The 20,044-nt window shown below is 69.2% G+C and carries 16 protein-coding genes; 7 read left to right on the forward strand and 9 right to left on the reverse strand.

Translation table 11 applies throughout. The annotated features are described in order from the left end of the window. Nucleotides 1-30 precede the first annotated feature (30 nt). The 3 genes from ACZ0AE_RS19075 to ACZ0AE_RS19085 are packed head-to-tail and all read right to left on the reverse strand — an operon-like array spanning nucleotide 31 to nucleotide 2,284. Nucleotides 31-1,047: a FecR family protein gene (locus ACZ0AE_RS19075; protein ID WP_463601897.1), complete on the reverse strand. Its 1,017-nt coding sequence runs from the start codon at nucleotides 1,045-1,047 to the stop codon at nucleotides 31-33. Further along, the gene (locus ACZ0AE_RS19080) at nucleotides 1,044-1,574 is read right to left on the reverse strand and encodes an RNA polymerase sigma factor (protein ID WP_241658990.1); all 531 of its coding nucleotides are present in this window, start codon (nucleotides 1,572-1,574) and stop codon (nucleotides 1,044-1,046) included. The genes ACZ0AE_RS19075 and ACZ0AE_RS19080 overlap by 4 nt, the downstream gene beginning before the upstream one ends. Continuing rightward, nucleotides 1,571-2,284 carry a TonB-dependent outer membrane receptor gene (locus tag ACZ0AE_RS19085; RefSeq protein ID WP_463601898.1) on the reverse strand — a complete coding sequence of 238 codons (714 nt, stop codon included), beginning with the start codon at nucleotides 2,282-2,284 and terminating at the stop codon, nucleotides 1,571-1,573. The genes ACZ0AE_RS19080 and ACZ0AE_RS19085 overlap by 4 nt, the downstream gene beginning before the upstream one ends. Nucleotides 2,285-2,355: 71 nt before the next feature. Here ACZ0AE_RS19085 and ACZ0AE_RS19090 point away from each other — a divergent pair, with 71 nt between their 5' ends. Then, entirely contained in the window at nucleotides 2,356-2,718 is a 363-nt protein-coding gene (locus tag ACZ0AE_RS19090; RefSeq protein WP_463601899.1) for a hypothetical protein, read from the forward strand. A 4-nt stretch (nucleotides 2,719-2,722) separates the two neighbouring features. Here the strand turns inward: ACZ0AE_RS19090 and ACZ0AE_RS19095 are convergent, their stop codons facing one another. From ACZ0AE_RS19095 to ACZ0AE_RS19110, 4 genes are all read right to left on the reverse strand, one after another. Then, nucleotides 2,723-3,157 (reverse strand): hypothetical protein, encoded by a 435-nt coding sequence (locus ACZ0AE_RS19095; RefSeq protein WP_463601900.1) that lies wholly within the window; start codon nucleotides 3,155-3,157, stop codon nucleotides 2,723-2,725. A gap of 193 nt (nucleotides 3,158-3,350) precedes the next feature. Then, nucleotides 3,351-4,706, reverse strand: a complete 1,356-nt coding sequence (locus ACZ0AE_RS19100; protein ID WP_320488574.1) for a Gfo/Idh/MocA family protein — start codon at nucleotides 4,704-4,706, stop codon at nucleotides 3,351-3,353. 53 nt (nucleotides 4,707-4,759) lie between these two features. Continuing rightward, a complete protein-coding gene (locus tag ACZ0AE_RS19105) occupies nucleotides 4,760-7,732 on the reverse strand; it encodes a TonB-dependent receptor domain-containing protein (RefSeq protein WP_463601901.1) in 2,973 nt (990 codons plus the stop codon). 137 nt (nucleotides 7,733-7,869) lie between these two features. Then, complete coding sequence (locus tag ACZ0AE_RS19110) at nucleotides 7,870-11,196, reverse strand: TIM-barrel domain-containing protein (protein ID WP_463601902.1); 3,327 nt, start codon at nucleotides 11,194-11,196, stop codon at nucleotides 7,870-7,872. 362 nt (nucleotides 11,197-11,558) lie between these two features. On the opposite strand from ACZ0AE_RS19110, the gene ACZ0AE_RS19115 reads away from it, so the two are divergent. From ACZ0AE_RS19115 to ACZ0AE_RS19140, 6 genes are all read left to right on the forward strand, one after another. Then, on the forward strand, nucleotides 11,559-12,716 hold the full coding sequence (locus tag ACZ0AE_RS19115; protein WP_463601903.1) for an SIS domain-containing protein: 1,158 nt from the start codon (nucleotides 11,559-11,561) through the stop codon (nucleotides 12,714-12,716). Between the two features lie 13 nt (nucleotides 12,717-12,729). Next, nucleotides 12,730-13,656, forward strand: a complete 927-nt coding sequence (locus ACZ0AE_RS19120; RefSeq protein WP_447596295.1) for an ROK family protein — start codon at nucleotides 12,730-12,732, stop codon at nucleotides 13,654-13,656. Between the two features lie 36 nt (nucleotides 13,657-13,692). Continuing rightward, nucleotides 13,693-15,021 (forward strand): D-tagatose-bisphosphate aldolase, class II, non-catalytic subunit, encoded by a 1,329-nt coding sequence (locus ACZ0AE_RS19125; protein WP_463601904.1) that lies wholly within the window; start codon nucleotides 13,693-13,695, stop codon nucleotides 15,019-15,021. A gap of 33 nt (nucleotides 15,022-15,054) precedes the next feature. Further along, nucleotides 15,055-15,831 (forward strand): DeoR family transcriptional regulator, encoded by a 777-nt coding sequence (locus ACZ0AE_RS19130; protein ID WP_137190701.1) that lies wholly within the window; start codon nucleotides 15,055-15,057, stop codon nucleotides 15,829-15,831. Further along, a complete protein-coding gene (gene nagA, locus ACZ0AE_RS19135; protein ID WP_463601905.1) occupies nucleotides 15,828-16,940 on the forward strand; it encodes an N-acetylglucosamine-6-phosphate deacetylase in 1,113 nt (370 codons plus the stop codon). The genes ACZ0AE_RS19130 and nagA overlap by 4 nt, the downstream gene beginning before the upstream one ends. 118 nt (nucleotides 16,941-17,058) lie before the next feature. Beyond that, on the forward strand, nucleotides 17,059-18,858 hold the full coding sequence (locus ACZ0AE_RS19140) for an MFS transporter (RefSeq protein WP_463601906.1): 1,800 nt from the start codon (nucleotides 17,059-17,061) through the stop codon (nucleotides 18,856-18,858). A gap of 96 nt (nucleotides 18,859-18,954) precedes the next feature. Here the strand turns inward: ACZ0AE_RS19140 and ACZ0AE_RS19145 are convergent, their stop codons facing one another. Continuing rightward, nucleotides 18,955-19,446 carry a SecDF P1 head subdomain-containing protein gene (locus tag ACZ0AE_RS19145; protein ID WP_463601907.1) on the reverse strand — a complete coding sequence of 164 codons (492 nt, stop codon included), beginning with the start codon at nucleotides 19,444-19,446 and terminating at the stop codon, nucleotides 18,955-18,957. A 45-nt stretch (nucleotides 19,447-19,491) separates the two neighbouring features. Beyond that, complete coding sequence (locus ACZ0AE_RS19150; RefSeq protein WP_038685691.1) at nucleotides 19,492-20,043, reverse strand: HdeD family acid-resistance protein; 552 nt, start codon at nucleotides 20,041-20,043, stop codon at nucleotides 19,492-19,494. Nucleotide 20,044 lies beyond the last annotated feature (1 nt).

Raw genomic sequence — 20,044 nt, forward strand, 5'->3', positions numbered from 1 at the left:
GCTGCAATCGCGCACGGATGCGCGGCCTGCTCAGCCGAGCAGGACCACGCCGCCGGGCATGTGCACAACGCGCGCGCCATACACGTCGCGGACCAGGTCGATGAAGGTGTCCAGGTCACGCAGGGGAATGCGCGCCTGCACCCGCCGCGCCTGCAGCGCCGTGCCGGCGATGACGATGCGGCCGGGGCGGTAGCGGTTGATCTCGTCCACCACGTCGGCCAGTGGCTGGTCATCGGCCACCAGCCACCCTTGGCGCCACGCGTCGATGCGGTCGGTGGCCACCTGCGCGACCGACGCGATGCGGTCGCCGCCCAGGCGCGCCTGCCAGCCCGGCTGCAGCGTTACCGTGCGCGTGCCGCGCGTCAGCGTGGCGCTGCCAGCCAGGCAAGTGACGCGCGCGTCGGCACCGACGCAACGCACATTGATCCGCGCGCCGGCGGCCGGCGTGACCCGGGCATCGTCGACATGGATCGCGAAGTTGGCGCGGCCGCGCGCAGGCACGCTGAACTGCGCTTCGCCCTGGCCCAGTTGCAGGCCGGTGCCGCCGTCGACGCGGCGCAGGTCGGTGCGGGTGCCCATGGCCACCGCGACACCCTGGATCTCCAATGTGCGCTGCTCGCCGGTGGCGGTGCGGAAGTCGGCCCCCAGCGCGTCCATCTCCGGCCACATGCCCAACGGCGAGCGCGCCATCAGCCAGCCCCCGGCGGCGGCCGCCACGGCACCGCCGAGGAACGCGCGGCGCGTGCGGTTGACCCGGCTGCGCGGACGCGCGTGGGCGGTGGGCACGGGCAATGGCAGCGACGCGGCGGCGGTGGGTGCGACCGCAGCGGCGTTGCCGGCCTGCAGTGCGGGGCCCAGCGCGTTCCACAGGGCACGCGCCTGCGCGAATGCCGCCGCATGGCGCGGGTCGAGCGCGCGCCAGCGGCGGAAGGCATCGGCGTCGGCCTGGGTGACGGGCGCGCCCTGCAGGCGCAGCAGCCAGTCATGCGCCTGCTGCTGCAGGTCGGGCGGAATCACGGTGGAGGCAAGCGGGTTCATACCAGTCATGACGGTTTTCCGGCGCCGGGACCGAACCGCTGCACCAGCGGCCGGTCCAGCCGTGCGGCGCAATGCTGCAGCGCCTTCTTCAGGTCTTTGCCGATCATCCGCGCGGACACGCCGTGTTCGGCGGCGATAGCCTCGATGGGGCGGTGTTCCACGCGGGCGGCAATCAGAATGGCGCGCTGGCGCGCGGGCAGTTCGCGCAGCGCGTCGGTGAGGGCGCTCATCTCCGCGCGGCCAAAGGTGACCGTGGCCGGGTCCAGGTGGTCGGTGCCCTCTTCCATCAGCGCCTCCACCTCGGCGCCGGTGAGCACCCGGGCGTGGGCGCTGCGCTGATCGCTGGCGGCGTTGACCGCCATCCGGAACAGGTAGGCCACCGGGTTGCGCTGCGGCTGTGCGCCGCCCATGCGTTCCACCCGCAGCCAGGTCTCCTGCAGCGCATCCAGCGCCAGGTCGTCCGAGCCGAGCCGCCGCCGCAGGCGCTTGCGGAACGCCTCGTAGTGTTCCAGCAGCACGCTGCCCAGGCTGCTCACGGCGCGCCCTTGCAGGGCACCGTTGCGTTCGCGCTGCGCGGCAGCAGCTGCAGCGTGATCGGCTGCGGCAGGCCACTGGGCAGGCCCGGCAACGCAAGTCCGCGCACGCGGGCCAGCAGCGCATCGTCGCGCGCGGTGTCGCCGCTGCCCTGCAGCAGGGTGCTTTTCTCAACGCGGTGGTCGGCATTCAACCAGAGTTGCAGCACGGCACGGTAGCTGCCCGGGCGCGTGGCGCGGGTGCCGCACAGCGCCTGCTCAAGCGAGCGCTGGATGATCCGCGCGGCGTGTGCCGGCACCGTGCCTGCCGAAGCGGCGGGCGCGTCCGACGGCGCGGCCGCGGCAACCGCATCGGCGGGAACCAGGGTGAGGGCCGCGCCGTCGACGAAGCGCGGCGCCAACCCGGTGCCTTCCAGCAGGGTCTGCAACGCAGGCAGCGGCGCAAAGGTGCCCTGGACCGGCGTGGAGCGCAGCCCACCCAGCAGATGCGCATCGATCAGTACCGCCACCCCGGTGATCTCCCCATACGACTGCAAGGCGTGCGGCAACGGTTGTGCCGGTATGTCGAAGCGACGTGGCGTGCCGCTGTCGTCGACACCGGCGGCTGCCGCGCACGGCAGCCACAGGCCCAGCGCGGCACTGCACATCGCCCCCAGCGCCAGCCCCAGCAGCGGTCGCGGGCGGGCCCGCGCCCCGGTGTCATCAAACTGCATGCAAGACACGCCAGCATCAGAACGCCAAGCCGGTCACGTTAGAGCGGCTTCATTGCAGCGCGGTGACAGACATGGTGCAGAACATTTCACACAGGGCGTGCGCGGTGCTGGCCTGTGCCGCGCTGTGGCTGGGCCTGTACGGCCCGGCCGCACGGGCAGGCGACGCGGCCGATGGCACCGGCTGCATCGAGCTGGAGGTCAATGGCGAGCGAATCCGCGATTACGCCTGCATGAGCCGGATGTTGGCACCGGCGGCGGCGACGGCAACGCCGGCAACCACGGCCCCGATGGCCGCCGAGCAGCGCGTGCGCCAGCCGCCCAGTGCGCTGGGGCTGGCCAACCGTGCCGCCACCCAGCAGCGCATGGGCACCAGTTTCGGGGTGTCCACCCAGCCACAACGGCCTGCCCCGCCACCCGCACCGGTGCGTCCGTGAGCGACTAAGGAACGGTGGCTTCGGCCGGTTGCATCCCAAGCCCCAGGCGCAGCGGCTGGCGCATGCCGGGCGGCGGGGGTCCGGGCAGGGGCGCATGGTCCAGCACGGCGCGCAGGTCGGCGTCGGCCTGCGCATCCCCCAGCGAGGCGAACTGGCTGCGGATCACCGTGCCGCCCGCGTCGATCCACAGGCTCACCACCAGCGGGGTGGCCGGTGCAGTCGTGGGGTGCTGCTGCAGGAACGCCTGCAGGCGAACCACGCGCGGGTCGTCGGTGCGCGCAAGACGTTCGGCCAGTGCGGTGCTGGCGGTGCCGGCATAGACCTGCCATGTGGCGGGCACCGCAGGTTCGGCGGTGCTGCCGGTGCCAGCCGCGGCCAGCCCCGCCAGTACCAGCCAGCCCCGTATGTGGGCGCCGCCCCGCCATTGCCACACACCCATCGCGCTTGCTCCGTCACCGTGTCATGAACCCGGACCGCGCGTCGCCGCGTACTGCGGGGGCGACGGTGGCCGGGTGGGCATGTACTGTGCGCAGCCTGCGTGACAGTGCGATGGCGAACAGCGTCGGGTGGCACCGGCGCTGGCCCGGTGCACCCCGCCGGTAGGCACCGACCGTTGGTCGGTGCGCCGTTGCTCAATACGTCCCGTCGAACGCAAAGATCGGCTTGCGCTGCTTCCACAGCCCGGCGGTGAAGTCCGGGAATTCCAGCGTCTGGAAGCTGTTGGCGATGGACTGCTCCGACAGCGGGGTGATCGCACTCCAGGTGATGGCGTCGTAGATGTCGATCGGCATCGGCGCGCGGGCCTTCAGGGCCTCAACGAACGCATGGATCACGAACCAGTCCATGCCACCGTGGCCAGCGCTGGCGGCGGTGTCGGCGTGCTGCTTCCACAGCGGGTGCTCGTACTGGTCCTGGTAGGCCTTGAAGTCTTCCCACTTGTGCGGCGGGCTGCGGCCTTCGATGTGGATGGACTGGTTGACGTCCATCCACAGGCCCTTGGTGCCCTGCACCCGGAAGCCCATCGAGTACGGGCGCGGCAGCGAGGTGTCGTGCTGCAGGATGATGGTTTCGCCGTTCTCGCAGGCCAGCGTGGTGGTCACCACGTCGCCCAGCTTGAACGCCACCTTGGTGCTGGGGTGGGTGGTGCCGCCGCTCTTGGCCACGGTGTAATCGTGCAGGCCACGCGCCTTGCTGGCGAAGGCGTTGATGTGGGTGAAGCGGTTGCCGCGGTTGATGCCGGTGTACATGGCGCACGGGCCGATGCCGTGGCTGGGGTACAGCTCGCCGTTGCGCTTGACCGAGTGCTCGGTGCGCCAGCGCGCCTCGGACCAGCCCTTGGCGCCGAACTCCACGCCACTGTCATAGGGCTGGTTGGGGTCGCCGGAGTTGAACTTCACCCCGCGCAGGTCGTGCTGGTAGCCGGCCTGCAGGTGCACCAGCTCGCCGAACAGGCCCTGGCGCACCATCTGCAGCGCGGCCATCACATCGCGCCGGTAGCAGACGTTCTCCAGCAGCATGTATGGGGTGCCGGTGGAGAGCTGGGTCTTGAGCACGTCCCAGTGGTCCTGCAGGGTGATGCCGGCCACCACTTCACAGCCAACCGCGATCTTGGCCTGCATGGCCGCGATGGCCATCGGGGCGTGGTACTCCCACGGGGTGGCGATGACCACGCCGTCCAGCCCGCGCTGTTCCAGCAGGCGCTTCCAGGCATTGACGTCGCGGTCCTGGCCGTAGGTCTTCGGCGCCGGCTTGCCGGCCTTGGCCACCATCTCCACGGCGCGGCCGAGCATGATCGGTTCGATGTCGCACAGCGCCACCACTTCCACGTCGTCGCGGCGCACCAGTTCCTTCAGCAGCACCTGGCCGCGCATGCCCGTGCCGATCAGGCCCAGCCGCACCTTGCGCCCGCGCGCCCAGGCCGGTACCTGCGGCAGCAGGCTGCTGGCGGCGACGGCGGCGCTGGCCGCGATGAATTCCCTACGTTGCATGGAACACTCCTCCTCTTGAGACCGCGCCGGCGGGGGCCGGCGCGGTGGAACCGTCAGAACTTGTAGCCGACGGTCAGACTGTAACCACGACCGAAGATGGTCGCGTAATCGCTGGAATCGCCCAGGAAGCTGTTCGGATCGTAGAACGGCAGGCGGTCGAACAGGTTCTTGACGGTGAAGCCCACGTTCCAGTGGTCATCCGGGCGCCAGGCCACGCTCAGGTTGGCCGTCCACCACGACGGGGCGCCGTCGCACTTGCTCTGCTCCACCGGCAGGTAGCCGGCGGTGCAGGTCTGCGGGTTGTTGTCTTCTTCATCGATCTGCTGGAGCGCCCACTTGGTGCCGCCCACGTAGTTGATGAACATGCTGGTGGTGACCTGCTTGTAGCTCCAGTCGGCGTTCAACGTGGCCCGCAGGCGCGGGTTGTTGTAATAGCCCACCAGGTCACCGTAGTACCAGCCGCTTTCGTCGTCCAGGTAGGAGCGGTTGCGGTTGGCGATGGTGGCGGCCACACCGATGTTCAGGTTGCCCCACTCGCCCAGCGAGAAGCGGCTGCGCGCGTCGATATCGAAGCCGTCGATCAGGGTCTTGCCGCGGTTCTTGTACTGCCCCACCACGCTGGCCACGTTGCCGGTGCTGTAACCGGGCAGCGTGCCGGGGCAGCTGACGCCGCTGGCCGGGTCGGCGCACATGGCCGCCAGCGCCGCCTGGTTGGCGCGGTCGGCTTCGGTGATCGGCGAACGGGTGGAGGAGATGATGTCTTCGTCGCGGGTGTAATCGGGTGCGACGATTTCGTTGGTGCGGTAGATGAACCAGTAATCGGCCGACACCGACAGCCACGCGGTGGGTTCGTAGACGAAGCCCAACGTGGTGATCTTGGCCTTCTCCGGCTTCAGCTCCGGGTTGGGCTGGGTCATGCGCGCCACGGTACGGCTGCAGTCGCTGTTGAGCAGGGTCTTGCCCAGGTCCACGTCACCGCCGCGCTGGGATTGCAGCAGCAGGTTGGCGATGGCGTTGGTCTCGTTGCAGCGCACTTCGTCGCGGTAGCCGCCAAGCTGGGCGAACACACCGCCGTTGCCGGATTCGGCCAGGCTGGGGGCACGGAAGCCGGTGGAATAGGTGCCGCGCAGCATCAGCTGGTCGAACATCTGGTACTTCAGACCCACCTTCGGGGCCAGGTTGGCGCTGAAGTCGGGGTACTTGTCCACGCGCAGCGCCGCGTCCAGTTCCAGCTTCTCGGTGAGCGGGGCCACGGTTTCGGCGAACAGCGCGTAGGTGTTGCGCTTGCCGTCGAACCACGAGCCGCCCTGCTGGGTGATCAGGCCGTTGGCCGCGTCCGGGTTGCCGGGGGTGTAGAAGGTTTCGCGGCTGGCATTGAAGCCGAAGGCCGCGCGCACTTCACCGGCCGGCATCTGGAACAGCGGGCCTTCAATCTTGCCGTCCAGGGTGTGCAGGCGGGTCCAGGACTGGATGTCGAAGGTGGGGAATGCTTCGCGGATCAGCGCCGCGTTGGCTTCGCTGTATTCGCCGAATTTATAGGCCGGGTGGTCGGAGATGATCACCCGCCCGGTGCCCGGGTCGACGCTGTACGGGCCAAACGCCTTCTCGAAGCCGGCCAGGTTGACGTTGGTGGTCTGGTAGGTCACCGAGTGGCTGCCGGCGGTGGCAAAGGCGGTTTCCCAGTTCCAGTCGCCCACGTCGCCCCGCAGGCCGGCCACCACGCGGTAGCTCTGGTCGGTGTTGCGCTGGCCGAAGTGGTTGGCGCCCACGTCCTGCAGCAGGTATTGCAGGCCCACCACGCCGCCCATCAGGGCTTTCAGTTCGGGCGAGGCGTGGTTGTATTCGTTGTTCGGGCCCAGGTACGGGTACAGGAACTGGTTGACCGTGGTGCCGGTGTTGCGCGAGAACCAGCTGGTGGGGTTGCCGGTGGTGGTGCCGTAGGCACGGGGGGTGCCGCCGTTGGCGGTCAGGTCGATGTCGGTGTAGGTCGCTTCGGCGAACGCCTCGGTGCTGTCGCCGATCAGGAAGTGGGCGTTGACGTAGGCGGTGTTGCGCTCGGACTTGGCACCGGCGTCGATCTCGTTGTTCATCCACGTCTCCCAGATACAGCGCGGGCCGGCCGCTTCACTGGTGAGCACGTTGTTGCAGCCGGGCGCGGCTTCCTGCACGCGGCGACCGGTGACCGGGTCGAAGGCGAAGTAGCTGCCCGGGTTGAACTCGCCCGGCTTGCTGCCGGTGCCCAGGCGCAGGTTGGGCAGGTAGTTGGGGTTGTTGACGTAGTACTGGGACGGGCGCTTGTCGTAGAAGTCGCTCAGCGGAATCGCATCGCGCCGGTACAGGTTGACCGAGGCGTACACGTTGTAGCGGTCTTCATCCAGGTCGCCGAAGCCGGCGGTGATGCTGCCCTGGTGTTCGCCGTAGGAGCTGATGCGCGACGATTTGTCGGTGGTGAGGTTGATCTCCGCGCCCTGGTAGGAGCGCTTGGTGATCACGTTGATCACGCCGGCCACCGCGTCGGTACCGTACACCGCCGAGGCGCCGTCGGTGAGCACTTCCATGCGTTCGATCGCCGCGGCGGGAATCGCATCAATGTTGACGAACTGGGTCTGGAAACCGGCGGGCGCGCCGTAGTACGACAGGCGACGGCCGTTCAGCAGCACCAGCGTGCCCTGCGCGCCGAGGCCGCGCAGGTTGGCCTGCGAGGCACCGTCGGAACCGGTGAACAGCGAACGGGAATCCTGCTGTGCCGGCCGCGCGGCGGGCAGGTTGTCGAGCACCTGCAGCAGCGTGCGCGCGCCCATGTTCTCGATGTCCTGCTTGCTGATCACCTGCACCGGCGATGCGGTTTCCACGTCGCTGCGGCGGATGTTGGAGCCGGTCACTTCAATGCGCTGCAGCTCGGTGGCCTTGGCAGCGGGCGCGGCCTCCTGCGCACCGGCGTTGCCGACCACGGCAAGGGCCAGGCCCAGTGCGATGGACAAGGGGGTAGCGGGGATGCAGCGATGGCGATGGCGTTCGGTCAACATCTTTGTCTCCTTGTTCGATCCGCAGCGTGGGGCTGGCGGTGGATGGGTGTTTTCGGGCAAACGTCCCCCGTGCCGCGGCCACACGGCCGCAGACGGGAAACGGAGAGAGCTGTTTTTTTGAAAGCGTGTTGCGTCGGTTACGGCGACACGATGCTGGCGGTATCGCCCTCCTGTCCGATCAGCGCGGCGTTGGCCCAGTTGCCGCAGACCTGCGCGGGGTGGTCGCCCTGCGCGCCCAGCGTGCGCAGGCTCAAGGTATGCAGGCCGCGCACGTCCAGCTCCGGTTTGACCACGCCGGGCGCCTTGACCAGGCCGCTGTCATACAGCAGCCGGTTGTCGCCCCACACCTGGAACTGCATGCCACCGGCGGCGCGGCACTGGTCATCGATGCCGAGATCGGCGCGCAGCAGGCGCCAGCTGCCGGTGAGCTTCAGGTCGATGCGGCTGTTGGCATTCACCCCCAGGCCGCGGCGGAACAGCAGGCCGTTCATGCGCAATGCCGCCTGGCCGCCAAAGGCGTGGTCGCTGGCCACGCTTGCCTGCAACGCGGCCGGCAGCGTCAGCGCAGACAGGTACAGCTGCTGGGCGGGCGTGGTGGGCTGCGGATGTTCCAGTACATGGAAGCTGGACAGCACGATGGCGCCAACGTCGCGCGGCTGCAGCGCATCCACCGCACGGGCCACGCTGCCCTGCGCGGCGGTCACCATCGGATCACTGGCGCCGGCACCGTCGCCGTCGGGGTTCTGCGTGCTCAGCACACGGAAGCGCAGCAGGCGGCCGGCGTGGGCGGGGAAGTCGATCTGCTGCGTGCCCTGCTGCAGGGTGAGGCGGCCACGCTTGACCGGTTCGCCCCACTCGCCATTGCTGTCGGCCAGGTAGATCTCGTAGTCACGGATCTGGCCGTTCTTCCAGTGCTGGTCGTTGCGCGGCGCCAGCTCGATGCCGTCGATCAGCTTGCGCTCGCCGAAGCCGAGCACCCATTCGTGCGCGCCGGTCTTCACCGCCTGGTTGCGTACCGTGCGGAACCAGGTGGCCGGGTCGTCATCGAAGGCCTTTTCCAGTTCGTAGCCCTGCTCTTCGGCCGGGCGGTTGACCACCAGCAGGCTGTCCGACGGCAGTGCGCGGCCCAGTTCCGGCGCGGCGGGGTACGCGTCGTCCGCAACGGCGGCGGCTACCGGCAGGGCCAGCTGCAGCGCCAGCGGCTGGCGGATGTCGGTGGGCGCGGTGCGTACATGCAGCGTGCCGCGACGCTCGGCGCCATCGAAGTACCAGCCTTCGCTGGCCGCCTGCCACGCCGCCTTGTCGGCCAGCATCGGCAGCGCGCGCTCGCCCAGGGTGACCGCGGTGGGGCGCTGGCGGCTGAGCACGCGCAATGCGTAGCGGCGTTGCGGCAGCTGGCCGGCGTACTGGCCCTGCACCGCACCGATGGCGACCTGCACCGGGCCCGTGCCCTGCGTGGGAGCTTTGACGGTCACCTGTTGGGTGCTGGATTCGCCCTTCTCGTAGCGCCGGGTGTTGCCGTCGTCTTCGTACAGGGTGTACTGCGCATCGCCCTGCGGGTACAGGTCGAAGGTGACTTCATCCAGCGGCTTCTGCCCGTCGTAGAGCATGTCCGGGTACATCGGAATGATCGCGCCGGCCCGCACGAACACCGGGATCGTGGCCAGGTCCACGGCGCGGTCCAGGGCGCGGCCGTCAGCACCGGCCTGCAGCTGGCGGCCATCCCAGTAGTCGATCCAGCGGCCCTGCGGCAGGTGGATGTCGCGGCGCCAGCCACGGCTGGCCGCCTGGCTGCGGTACACCGGCGCGATCAACAGGTCGCGGCCGAGCAGGAACTGGTACTTGTAGGCTTCGGTGTAGGCCTGCGGGTCCTGCGGGTAATCCCACATCAGCGCGCGCAGCAGCGGCGCGCCGGTGGTGGCCGCGTCATGCGCCAGCCCGTACATGTACGGGGTCATGCGCATCTTCAGCTTGAGGTAGTCGCGGTTGACGCTGCGGTAAGGCTCGTCGAACCACCACGGGTGCTTGCGGGCGTTGCCGGACCAGCCGGACATGCCCATCAGCACCGGGGTGAAGCTCTTCCACTGCAGGTCGCGGGTGAAGGTTTCAGCGCTGCCGCCGAAGATCGCATCCACATCGCCACTGGCGTAGGCCATGCCCGAGAGCCCCGAGCCGACCAGGGTGGGAATGTGCCAGCGGATGTAATCCCAGCTGCTGCTCTGGTCGCCGGTCCAGGCCACCGCGTAGCGCTGGATGCCGCCCCAGCCCATCACCGTCCACAGGAACGGGCGCGAATCGGAGTTGTGCAGGATGCCGTTGAACGCGGACTGGTTGGCGTCCATCGCGAACTGGTAGCCCTTGCCGGTCCAGGCCACGTCCAGCTTCTGCACGCGGCTGCCGGCGGTGCCCACTTCCCAGGCAATCTTGTCCACGCCGTTCTCGGTCCACAGCCCGGTCTTGAAGCCGTACTTCGCCAGGCCCTGCACGGTCTCGGGCAGCTTCTTGTAGCCGCAGCCGTAGCCATCGTTGGGCAGGATCCAGCCACCGGGCATGTCGTGGTCGCGGTACTGTTTGGCCACGCTGTCCACCACGTCGGGGGTGGTGCCGGTGGGACCGTCGCTCCAGCCATCGGGCACGCTGCCGGGCTTCTTGATGTTGTCGCCGTCGTTGTAGCAGTCGGCGTCGCCGTAGGAGAACGCCCAGCGTGGCAGCAGGCCGGCGCGGCCGGTCAGTGCGGTGTAGCGATCCAGCAGCGTGTGCAGGCTGGGGCCGACGAAGTAGTACGCATCAAAGCGGTCTTCGCGGTGCAGCAGCGTGGCCTGGTCGGCCTGGCGCAGATCGTAGGTGCCATCGCTCCAGGTGTTGCGCAGCATGCCCCAGCCGCGTGCGCTCAGCAGCATGGGCGCGGGGTTGGGGCGGTCGCCCTCTTCCCAGCCACCGGAGTAGGACACTTCCAGTTCGCGGCCCTTGAAGGCGAAGCGGCCGTTCTGCTGGCCGCCACCGAAGAAGTGTTCGTCGGCGTCGCTGGACAGCACCTGCACGCTCTGGTCCTTGCCCAGGTCCAGCGGCTGCAGCTCGCGCCACAGCGGCACCGCGCCGCCTGCGTCGCGGCGGTCCAGCGCCAGGCGTAGCGGTTGGCGCTGGATGTGCAACACCAGCGCGGCGGTGCGGATGCGGACTTCGGTGCCGTCTTCTTCCAGCTGGGCGGCCACCTTCGCGGCCGGCTGCGGCACCACGATCGGGGCGGCCTTGTCGCCGGCGCCGCTGAGCGTGCCGTTGCGTCCGGCCTGCACGCGCAGCATGTCCTCGCCCAGCAGGTCCACGCGCAGCACCATGCCGTTGTCGGTGCGGATATCCCAGCCGGGGATGCCGTCCTTGTTGGGAGCAGCGCTGATACGGGCCAGGTTGCCCAAGGGCTCGGCCACGGCCGGTGCCGCCGCCAACGCGGACAGCAGGGCCACCATCAGGCCAGTACGTCGAAACCGGGATTCCACCTTGCCCCCAAGCCCGCGGTCAGCGGGAATCTGAAACCAGTGCGGCCGACTCTAGGGCAGGGTCTCGAAAGATGTCAACAAATTGCAAAGAAAAAGGAAGGATATTTTCTTTAAAACGAAAGATATGACGGGAGCTGCTTTCTATATGGCGGCTGAATACGCGATTTCTGCCGCCTGAAACCTTGCTGCGGTGCGGCATCCGCGGGGGAGCGCCCTGCGGTCGACCCGATCGATTCGTAAAAACTGTGACCGCCCTAGCTTTTCTTTATCTTTCGATATTTGACATTTCGAAAGAAAACGCAGAAGGTGCGGTCGCCCAACAGGAATTGCGAATGGACGCTTCTGTGCTTACCGACTTGCCCGCGTGGCAGCGCCTTGGCGGCGCCTATACCGCCGAAGAAATCGCCCAGCAGCCGCGCATGTGGACTGCCCTGGCCGACCTCCTCGATGACGCGCAGGCGCGCATCGACCGCTTCCTTGGGGAGGCACTGCGCCAGCCCGGCCAGTTGGTGATCTTCACCGGTGCCGGCAGCTCGGGCTTCATCGCCGAAATGGTGGCCGACCACATCAATGCGCAGTGGCCCGCCGAGGTCCGCGCGCTCCACACCACCAGCCTGCTCACCCACCCGGCGCTGTACCTGCGCCGCGACCGCCCGACCCTGCTGGTGTCGTTCGGGCGCAGTGGCTCCAGCCCGGAAAGCGTGGCGGCGGTGGAACTGGTGCGCGACCGGGTCGACGACGCGCGCTTCCTGGACATCACCTGCAATGCCGACGGCGAACTGGCCCGGCGTGGCCATGGCCGCAGCGATACGCTGTCGCTGCTGATGCCGCCGCCCAGCTGCGACCGCGCCTTTGCCATGACCAGCAGCCTGAGCAGCATGCTGCTGGCCGCGCTGAGTGTGTTCGACAGCGCGCCGTGGCCGCAGCGCGTGCAGCGCCTGCGCAGCCTGGCCAGCCACGGCGAACGTGGCCTGCAGGCGTGGGACCGTGCCGTGGGCACGCTGGCCCAGGCCGCGTATTCGCGCGTCATCTACCTGGGCAGCGGCCCGCTGGAAGCACTGGCCCGCGAAGCGGCGCTGAAGGTGCTCGAGCTCACTGCCGGCCAGGTGCTGGCGCTGGCCAACACCCCGCTCGGCTTCCGCCACGGTCCCAAGTCCACGCTCAATGGCGACACCCTGGTGGTGATGCTGCGCAGCGCGCAGCCGCTGTCGCGCCGCTACGAACAGGACCTGCTGGACGAACTGCGGGGCGATGGCATCGCCGCACGGGTGATCTCGGTGGGTCCCGATGGCGATGACCGCGCCGACGGCGACTTCGTGCTCGACGCGCCCGCGCTGGACGACAGCTGGCTGGCCCCGCTGTGGCTGCTGATGCCGCAGTGCTATGCGCTGCAGCGTTCGGCGGCGCTGGGCATGACCCCGGACAACCCCTTCCCCGACGGCACCGTGAACCGGGTCGTGCAGGGCGTGACCATTCATTCCCATGGCTGAGCAGGGCATGCCCATGCAGTGCTGGTACGGCATCGACGTTGGTGGCACCAAGATCGAGCTGGTGGCCTACGACGCCACCCTGCGCGAACTGCACCGTGAGCGGGTGACCACGCCCACGCAGGACTACGACACCTTTTTGCAGGCGATCACCGGGCTGGTGCACAGCGCCGACCGCACGCTGGGCGGCGCGTGCCGTGCCATCGGTATCGGCCTGCCGGGCGTGCGCGACCGCAGCACCGGGCGGCAGCTGAGTGCGAACGTGCCCAGCCTCACCGGTCGCCTGGTCGGCGAGGACCTGCAGGCCCGGCTGCAACGGCCGTTGCAGTTCGGCAACGACCTGCAGTGCTTCGCCCTGAGCGAGGCCCACGGCGGCGCGGGCGCGGGGTACCCGAGCATGTTCGGCGCGATCCTCGGCACCGGCGCCGGCGGCGGTTTCTGCGTGGGCGGCCAGTTGCTCACCGGTGCCAACGGCATCGCCGGCGAGTGGGGGCACTGGAGCATTCCGGCCACCCTGCTGCAACGCCACGCGCTGCCGGTGCTGCCCTGCGCGTGCGGCCTGCGCGGTTGCCTGGAGCGCTACGTGTCCGGCAATGGCTTGGCCCTGATCCACGAAGGCCGCGGCGGTGACGCCGTGGACGCCACCGCCGTGGTGGCGCTGGCCCACGCCGGCGATGCCGTCGCCACGCAGGCGCTGGCCATCCACCGCGACCTGCTGGGCTACAGCTTTGCCAACCTGATCCTGGCCATCGACCCGCACGTGATCGTGCTGGGTGGCGGCCTGTCCAAGCTGGAGCAGCTGTACCACGACCTGCCCGCCGCGATCGTTCCCTACCTGTTCCAGGGGGTGCGCGTGCCGCCGATCCTGCCGCCCACCTTCGGCGATGCCGGCGGTGCGCGTGGCGCGGCGCTGCTGGCCCGCCAGCACCACCCTGCCTGCTGATACCCCTTTGTTGCACCGCTTGTTTCCGGAGTTGCCATGTCTGCCATCCAATCGCTGATCGCCGCCCATCGCCAGGGCCATCCCGTGGGCCTGTACAGCGTGTGCTGCAGCAATGAACAGGTGCTGCTGGCGGCCATGCAGGTCGCCCAGCGCTACGACACCCTGCTGCTGATCGAGGCCACCTCCAACCAGGTGGACCAGTTCGGTGGCTACACCGGCATGACCCCGCCGCAGTACCGCGACTACGTGCTCCAACTGGCGCGCGATGCGGGCTTCCCGGCCGAGCGGCTGGTGCTCGGCGGCGACCACCTGGGCCCCAATGCGTGGCAGAAGGGCCCGGCCGAGGTGGCGATGGCCAACGCGCGCACGCTGATCGAAGCGTACGTGGCCGCAGGCTTCCACAAGATCCACCTGGACTGCAGCATGTCCTGCGCCGATGACCCCACCCCGCTGCCCGATGCGGTGGTGGCGGCGCGCTCGGCCGAGCTGGCCCGCATCGCCGAGCGCACCGCCGCCGCGCACGGCCTGCCGCCGCCGGTGTACGTGATCGGCACTGAAGTCCCGATCCCCGGCGGCGAAGCCTCGCTGGCCGGTGGCCTGCAGGTCACCACGCCGGCGGCGGCAGCCACCACCCTGGCCATCCACCGCGAGGCGTTTTCCGCCCCGGACCTCCTGCCGGCGTGGGAGCGCGTGATTGCGATGGTGGTGCAGCCCGGCGTCGATTTCGACCACAGCAGCGTGCACTACTACGACCCGTCCGCAGCGCGCGCGTTGTCGGCGTTTGTTGACGCGCAGCCGCGCATCGTGTTCGAGGCGCACTCCACCGACTACCAGACCGAAGCCGGCCTGCACGCGCTGGTGCGCGACCACTTCGCCATCCTCAAGGTTGGCCCGGCCGCCACCTATGCCTTCCGCGAAGCGGTGTTCGCCCTGGCCATGATCGAAGCCGAGCTGCTGCCGGCGGCGCAGTGTTCCAACGTGATCGCCGTGCTCGACCAGTGCATGCGCGACAAGCCGGGCAGCTGGCGCAGCTACTACCAGGGCGACGAGCACGAACTGCGGTTGCTGCGCGCCTACTCGCTGAGCGACCGCAGCCGCTACTACTGGGGCGAGCCGGCCGTGGTGGCCGCGCTGCAGACGATGGTGGCCAACCTGCGCCAGCACGCGCCGCCGCAGATCCTGCTCAGCCAGTTCCTGCCCAACCAGCAGCTGGCCATCGAAGCCGGCGAGCTGACAGCCGAGCCGTTGGCGCTGATCCAGCACAAGGTGGCCGAACGGCTGGGCGAGTACGCCCGCGCCTGCAATCGCAACCGCGCCGGGGCCAATAACGAAACTTCCCGGGCCACGGAGCTTTCGGAACGGTAAGCTTCGGCTTTCCTTCTGAACGGAATCGCCCCCATGCGCAATACACGCCAGCGTCGCCAACAGATCCTGCAGTTGCTGGTCGAGCACGGCAACGTGCAGGTCAGCGAGCTGGTCGCGCGTTTCGGCGTGTCGGCGGTGACCATCCGCGCCGACCTGACCCACATCGAATCGCAGGGCCTGGCCACGCGTACCCATGGCGGCGCCACCCTGGTGCGCACCCCGCCGCAGGAACAGGACATCCATGAGAAGGACGCCCTGAACCTGCCGGTGAAGGACAGCATCGGCACGCACGCGGCCGGGCTGGTCAAGGCCGGCGACAACATCATCATCGACTCCGGCTCCACCACGATGACCCTGGCCCGGCACCTGCGCGGGCACCGCGACGTGACGGTGATGACCAACGGGCTGAACATCGCCTGGGAACTGGCCAACGCACCGGGCGTTGAACTGCTGCTCACCGGCGGCCTGCTGCGCAAGCAGTCGCTGTCGCTGCAGGGCAGCCAGGCCGAGGCCAGCCTCAACACCTACAGTTTCGACACCCTGTTTCTGGGCGTGGACGGCCTGGACCTGCAGTTCGGCCTGACCACCCACCACGAGGCCGAAGCCAGCCTCAACCACCGCATGGTCGAGCGCGCACGCCGTATCGTGGTGCTCACCGATGCCTCCAAGTTCGGCCGGGTCAGCCTGCACCGCATCGCGCGGCTGGACCAGGTCCACACCGTCATCACCGACGCCAGCATCGACGCCGAGTACCTGGAAGGGCTGCAGCGGCTGGGCATCGAAGTGATCATCGCCGAGTCCCCCGCGTGACCCAGACCCGCTCCCTTTACGGCCGCATCCTCACCCCGCTGGGGTGGCGCCGCGGCCACGTGCACTTCGACACCCATATCCGGCAGCTGCAGGTGGACGACCACAGCGGCGCCGATGATCCGCAGCTGCCGGTGATCCTGCCCGGCTTCATCGACCTGCATGTGCATGGCGCGGCCGGCGTGGACCTGATGCAGGGCGGCGACGTGGCCCGCACCATCGCCCGCACCCACGCGCGTTTTGGCACCACCACGCTGCTGGCCACCACCATGACCGCCGGCCTGGACGAGATCGCCCATGCGCTGCAGGGCGTTGCAGCCACCATGGCCGCCCCCGACGCCGCGGCCGCCTGCATCGCCGGCGTGCACCTGGAAGGCCCGTTCATCAGCCCGCAGCGGCTGGGCGCGCAGCCCAACCGCACGCTGGAGGCGACGCTGGCGCTGGTGCAGCAGCTGCATGCGCTGGCACCGATCCGGGTGATGACACTGGCCCCGGAGATCGGCGCGCACACCGCCCTGATTCCCGCGCTGTGCGCACTGGGCATCCGCGTGCAGCTGGGCCACAGCGCCGGCACCTACGAAGACGGCGTGGCCGCGTTGCAGGCCGGTGCCTCCGGCTTCACCCACCTGTTCAACGGCATGACCGGCGTGGACCACTACCGCCCCGGCATTGCCGCCGCCGCCCTGGCGCATGCGCAGTACGCCGAGATCATCCCGGACCTGCAGCACCTGCACCCGGGCGTGATCCGGCTGGCCGCACGCGCGATTCCGCGCCTGTATGCGGTGACCGACGCCACCGCCGCCACCGGCATGCCCGACGGCGAGTACGCGCTCGGCGAGCAGCGCGTGCACAAGTGCGGCGGCTGCGTGCGCCTGGCCACCGGTTCACTGGCCGGCAGCGCGCTGACCATGGACCAGGCCCTGCGCAACCTGGTGCAGGTGGGGCTGGAGCTGGCCGATGCATCGCAGCGCGTGTCCACCTTCCCGGCCCGGTACCTGGGCCTGGACGATCGCGGCAGCATCGCCCCGGCCGCGCGCGCGGACCTGGTGGTGCTGGATGCCGCACTGCAGTTGCAGCAGGTCTTCGTCACCGGCCACCCGATCCCCCTGTAATGCCGGGCGCTGCCCGGCCATGCCCCGTAGCGCCGGGCTCTGCCCGGCCAGCACCAACAATTCGCCAGGCCCGGCTGCTGGCACCGCCCCCTCTTCCCGTCTTTCCAGGAACGCGTAGATGACCACCGCCGCCGCCACTGCCGTTCCCACCGCCGACGCCCCGCGCTGGCCAATCCGCTACCTGCTCTTCATGGGGGGCATGGGGGGCCTGCTCTACGGCATCGACATCGGCATCATCGCCGGCGCCCTGCCCTACCTGGAGGCCACCGCCACCGCCAGCTGGCACCTCACCAGCCAGCAACTGGGCTTCGTGGTGGCCGCGGTACTGCTGGGCAGCGTGCTGTCGTCGCTGTTCGCCGGCATGGTGGCCGACCTGATCGGCCGGCGTGGCGCGATGTTCGTGGCCGGCGTGCTGTTCACCGCCAGCATTCCGATCATGGCGCTGTCCGACGGCTACGCCGCGCTGCTGATGGGGCGGCTGCTGCAGGGCATCAGCGGCGGCCTGATCGGCGTGGTAGTGCCGCTGTACCTGGCCGAAGTGCTCAGCCCCGAACGACGCGGCCGCGGCGCGGCGATGTTCCAGCTGCTGCTGACCGTCGGGCTGGTGCTGGCTGCGTTGATCGGCCTGTACCACGCCCATGCGGTGGACGCGGCCACCGAAGCGGTGCGCCAGTTGCCGGTTGCCGAACAGCAGCGCCTGCTGTTCGACGTCAAGGACCACGCATGGCGCACCATCTTCTGGACCTGCCTGCTGCCGGGGCTGGTGTTCACCGGCGGCGTGCTGCTGATCAGCGAATCGCCGCGCTGGCTGGTACGCCGTGGCCGTATCGAGAAAGCGCGGGCTGCCCTGCAGCGCACGGTGGCGGCAAGCGACGTCGAACCCACCCTGCAGCGCATCCAGGCACCCGATGCCGTGCAGACCGGCGCCAGCGGCAAGCGCGACCCGCTGCTGAGCCGTCGCTATGTATGGCCGTTCGTGCTGGCCTGCCTGGTGCTGGCCTTCACCCAGGCCACCGGCATCAACTCGGTGCTGGCCTATGCGGTCAACATCCTCAACCAGGCCGGCCTGCCCGGGTCGGTGGCCAATGGCGCCGACGTGGCCATCAAGCTGCTCAATGCGGTGATGACCGTGGTGGCGCTGGTATTGGTGGACCGCAAGGGCCGCAAGTTCCTGCTGATGCTGGGCACCGGTGGCATCACCGTGGCCCTGCTGGCCGCCGCGCTGCTGTTCGTCAAAAGCGAGCACGGGCGGCTGGACGTGCACGCGCAGCTGCAGCAGCAGGTGGCCGGCAGCAGCCTGTCGTTGCCGCTGGATGCGGCCCAGTGGCACCGCCTGGACCGCAACGCCGGCGACGCCCCGCAGCAGCTCACCGTGTCGTATGCGTACGGCGGTTTCAGCAACGTGCGGTCGCTGCGCAGCGACAACCCGATCGATGCCTCGCTGCAGATCCGCCGCGAAGACGCGGTGTCGGCCGACAGCGTGATCGGCGCGTTCTTCCGCCGGCTGCACCTCAACCCCTTCCCCGATCCCGCCCACGCCGCACAGGCGCCGCTGGTGATCGAGCGCGCGATGATCGGCCCGGTGCCCTCGCCCACCCACGGCTGGCTGGTGGCCGGCTGCATCCTGCTGTTCGTGGCGTTCTTCGCGGTGGGTCCGGGCGTGTGCGTGTGGCTGGCGCTGTCCGAACTGATGCCCACCCGCATCCGCTCCAACGGCATGAGCATCGCCCTGCTGATCAACCAGTTCGTGTCCACCGTGATCGCCGCGATCTTCCTGCCCACCGTGGGCCACCACGGCTACGCCAGCATGTTCTTCTTCTGGGCAGCGTGCACGCTGCTGTACTTCCTGATCGCCGCGTTCTGGCTGCCGGAAACCAAGGGCAAGTCGCTGGAACAGATCGAAGCCAACTTCCGCTGACGCGTACTGCCGGGCTCCGCCTCTGCCCGCCCTACCGTAGCGCCGGGCTCTGCCCGGCCGCCTGCCCGACCGTCCCAACGGCGGGCAGCGACGCGCTCAGGGCGTTTTCCCGGTGATTTCGGTGTACATGCGCTGTGCCTGGGTGGCATCGCCCAGGCCGGACACCTGCATGCCCTTGCCGAATGGTCCCTGGATGGTGGCCACCGACAGCACCTTCTCGCCAACGCTGAAGGCCACCCGGCGGCCAATGCGGGCCTCGGTGGCAGCCTGGATGCGCGGCGCGGCGGCGTCGGTCATGGTCAGACTCAGCAGCGGCTCGCCGCCCTGCGTGTTGCGGTCCAGCGCGACCGATGCGATATCGGCGGTGGTGATGAACGCCGGTTCCAGCACGGCCAGCGGGCGTCCGTTCTCGTCCTTCAACAGGGTGGCAGCGGCACTGCCGTGCTCGTCCACTTCGCGCATCTGGATGCGGGCCTGCGGCAACGGTGCCGCCGAGGAGGGGGGATCGAACACCTGGTGGATCTGCTGGCAACCGGCCAGGCCGACCGTGCCGGCCAGCAACATGACGGCAAGAAACATCCTGCGCATACGCCCTCCTCCTTGTTGGGGGGTGCGGGCCTGGCCCGGCACCGGTCAGCGCAGGCGGCGAAGGCGGAACGCCACCACCACCTGCAGTACGCCATAGATGAGGCTGCCGATTCCGATCCACAAGGTGGTGACGGCGACACCGGCCAGCGGGTTGGCCACCAGCAGTGCGCCCAGCACGATCGCCAGCACGCCGCTGAGAATCAGCAGCCATTCGCCCTGGATGTGGCGGCGCACACGCACCGCGAACACGATGCGGTGTATGCCGGCCACGATCAGCCACACCGCCAGCAGCAACACCAGCACGCTGGCCGTGGCCAACGGATTGATCACTGCCAGCACGCCGAACACCAGCGATGCCAGCGCGTACACCGCCAGCCAACCGCGCGATACCCCGCTGTTGCCGCCGAACAGTGCAACCAGACTGATCACGCCCTCCACCACGGCCATCACGCCGATCGCCCATGCCAGCGCGGTGGCGGCCGCAAGCGGCTGCAGGATGGCCACCGCACCAAACACCAGCGCGACCAGGCCGTACAGCAGCAGCACCCACCAGCTACGGGCAACCAGCGACACCACAGGCGATACCGGAATGTTCATG

The sequence above is a fragment of the Stenotrophomonas sp. AC248 genome (assembly GCF_979258185.1).

Bases quoted from the DNA above. Each gene is read 5' to 3' on its own strand.
- ACZ0AE_RS19075 (WP_463601897.1), bottom strand. From the start codon at position 1,047: ATGACTGGTATGAACCCGCTTGCCTCCACCGTGATTCCGCCCGACCTG.
- ACZ0AE_RS19085 (WP_463601898.1), bottom strand. From the start codon at position 2,284: ATGCAGTTTGATGACACCGGGGCGCGGGCCCGCCCGCGACCGCTGCTG.
- ACZ0AE_RS19090 (WP_463601899.1), top strand. From the start codon at position 2,356: ATGGTGCAGAACATTTCACACAGGGCGTGCGCGGTGCTGGCCTGTGCC.
- ACZ0AE_RS19095 (WP_463601900.1), bottom strand. From the start codon at position 3,157: ATGGGTGTGTGGCAATGGCGGGGCGGCGCCCACATACGGGGCTGGCTG.
- ACZ0AE_RS19100 (WP_320488574.1), bottom strand. From the start codon at position 4,706: ATGCAACGTAGGGAATTCATCGCGGCCAGCGCCGCCGTCGCCGCCAGC.
- ACZ0AE_RS19105 (WP_463601901.1), bottom strand. From the start codon at position 7,732: ATGTTGACCGAACGCCATCGCCATCGCTGCATCCCCGCTACCCCCTTG.
- ACZ0AE_RS19110 (WP_463601902.1), bottom strand. From the start codon at position 11,196: ATGGTGGCCCTGCTGTCCGCGTTGGCGGCGGCACCGGCCGTGGCCGAG.
- ACZ0AE_RS19115 (WP_463601903.1), top strand. From the start codon at position 11,559: ATGGACGCTTCTGTGCTTACCGACTTGCCCGCGTGGCAGCGCCTTGGC.
- ACZ0AE_RS19120 (WP_447596295.1), top strand. From the start codon at position 12,730: ATGCAGTGCTGGTACGGCATCGACGTTGGTGGCACCAAGATCGAGCTG.
- ACZ0AE_RS19125 (WP_463601904.1), top strand. From the start codon at position 13,693: ATGTCTGCCATCCAATCGCTGATCGCCGCCCATCGCCAGGGCCATCCC.
- ACZ0AE_RS19130 (WP_137190701.1), top strand. From the start codon at position 15,055: ATGCGCAATACACGCCAGCGTCGCCAACAGATCCTGCAGTTGCTGGTC.
- ACZ0AE_RS19140 (WP_463601906.1), top strand. From the start codon at position 17,059: ATGACCACCGCCGCCGCCACTGCCGTTCCCACCGCCGACGCCCCGCGC.
- ACZ0AE_RS19145 (WP_463601907.1), bottom strand. From the start codon at position 19,446: ATGCGCAGGATGTTTCTTGCCGTCATGTTGCTGGCCGGCACGGTCGGC.
- ACZ0AE_RS19150 (WP_038685691.1), bottom strand. From the start codon at position 20,043: ATGAACATTCCGGTATCGCCTGTGGTGTCGCTGGTTGCCCGTAGCTGG.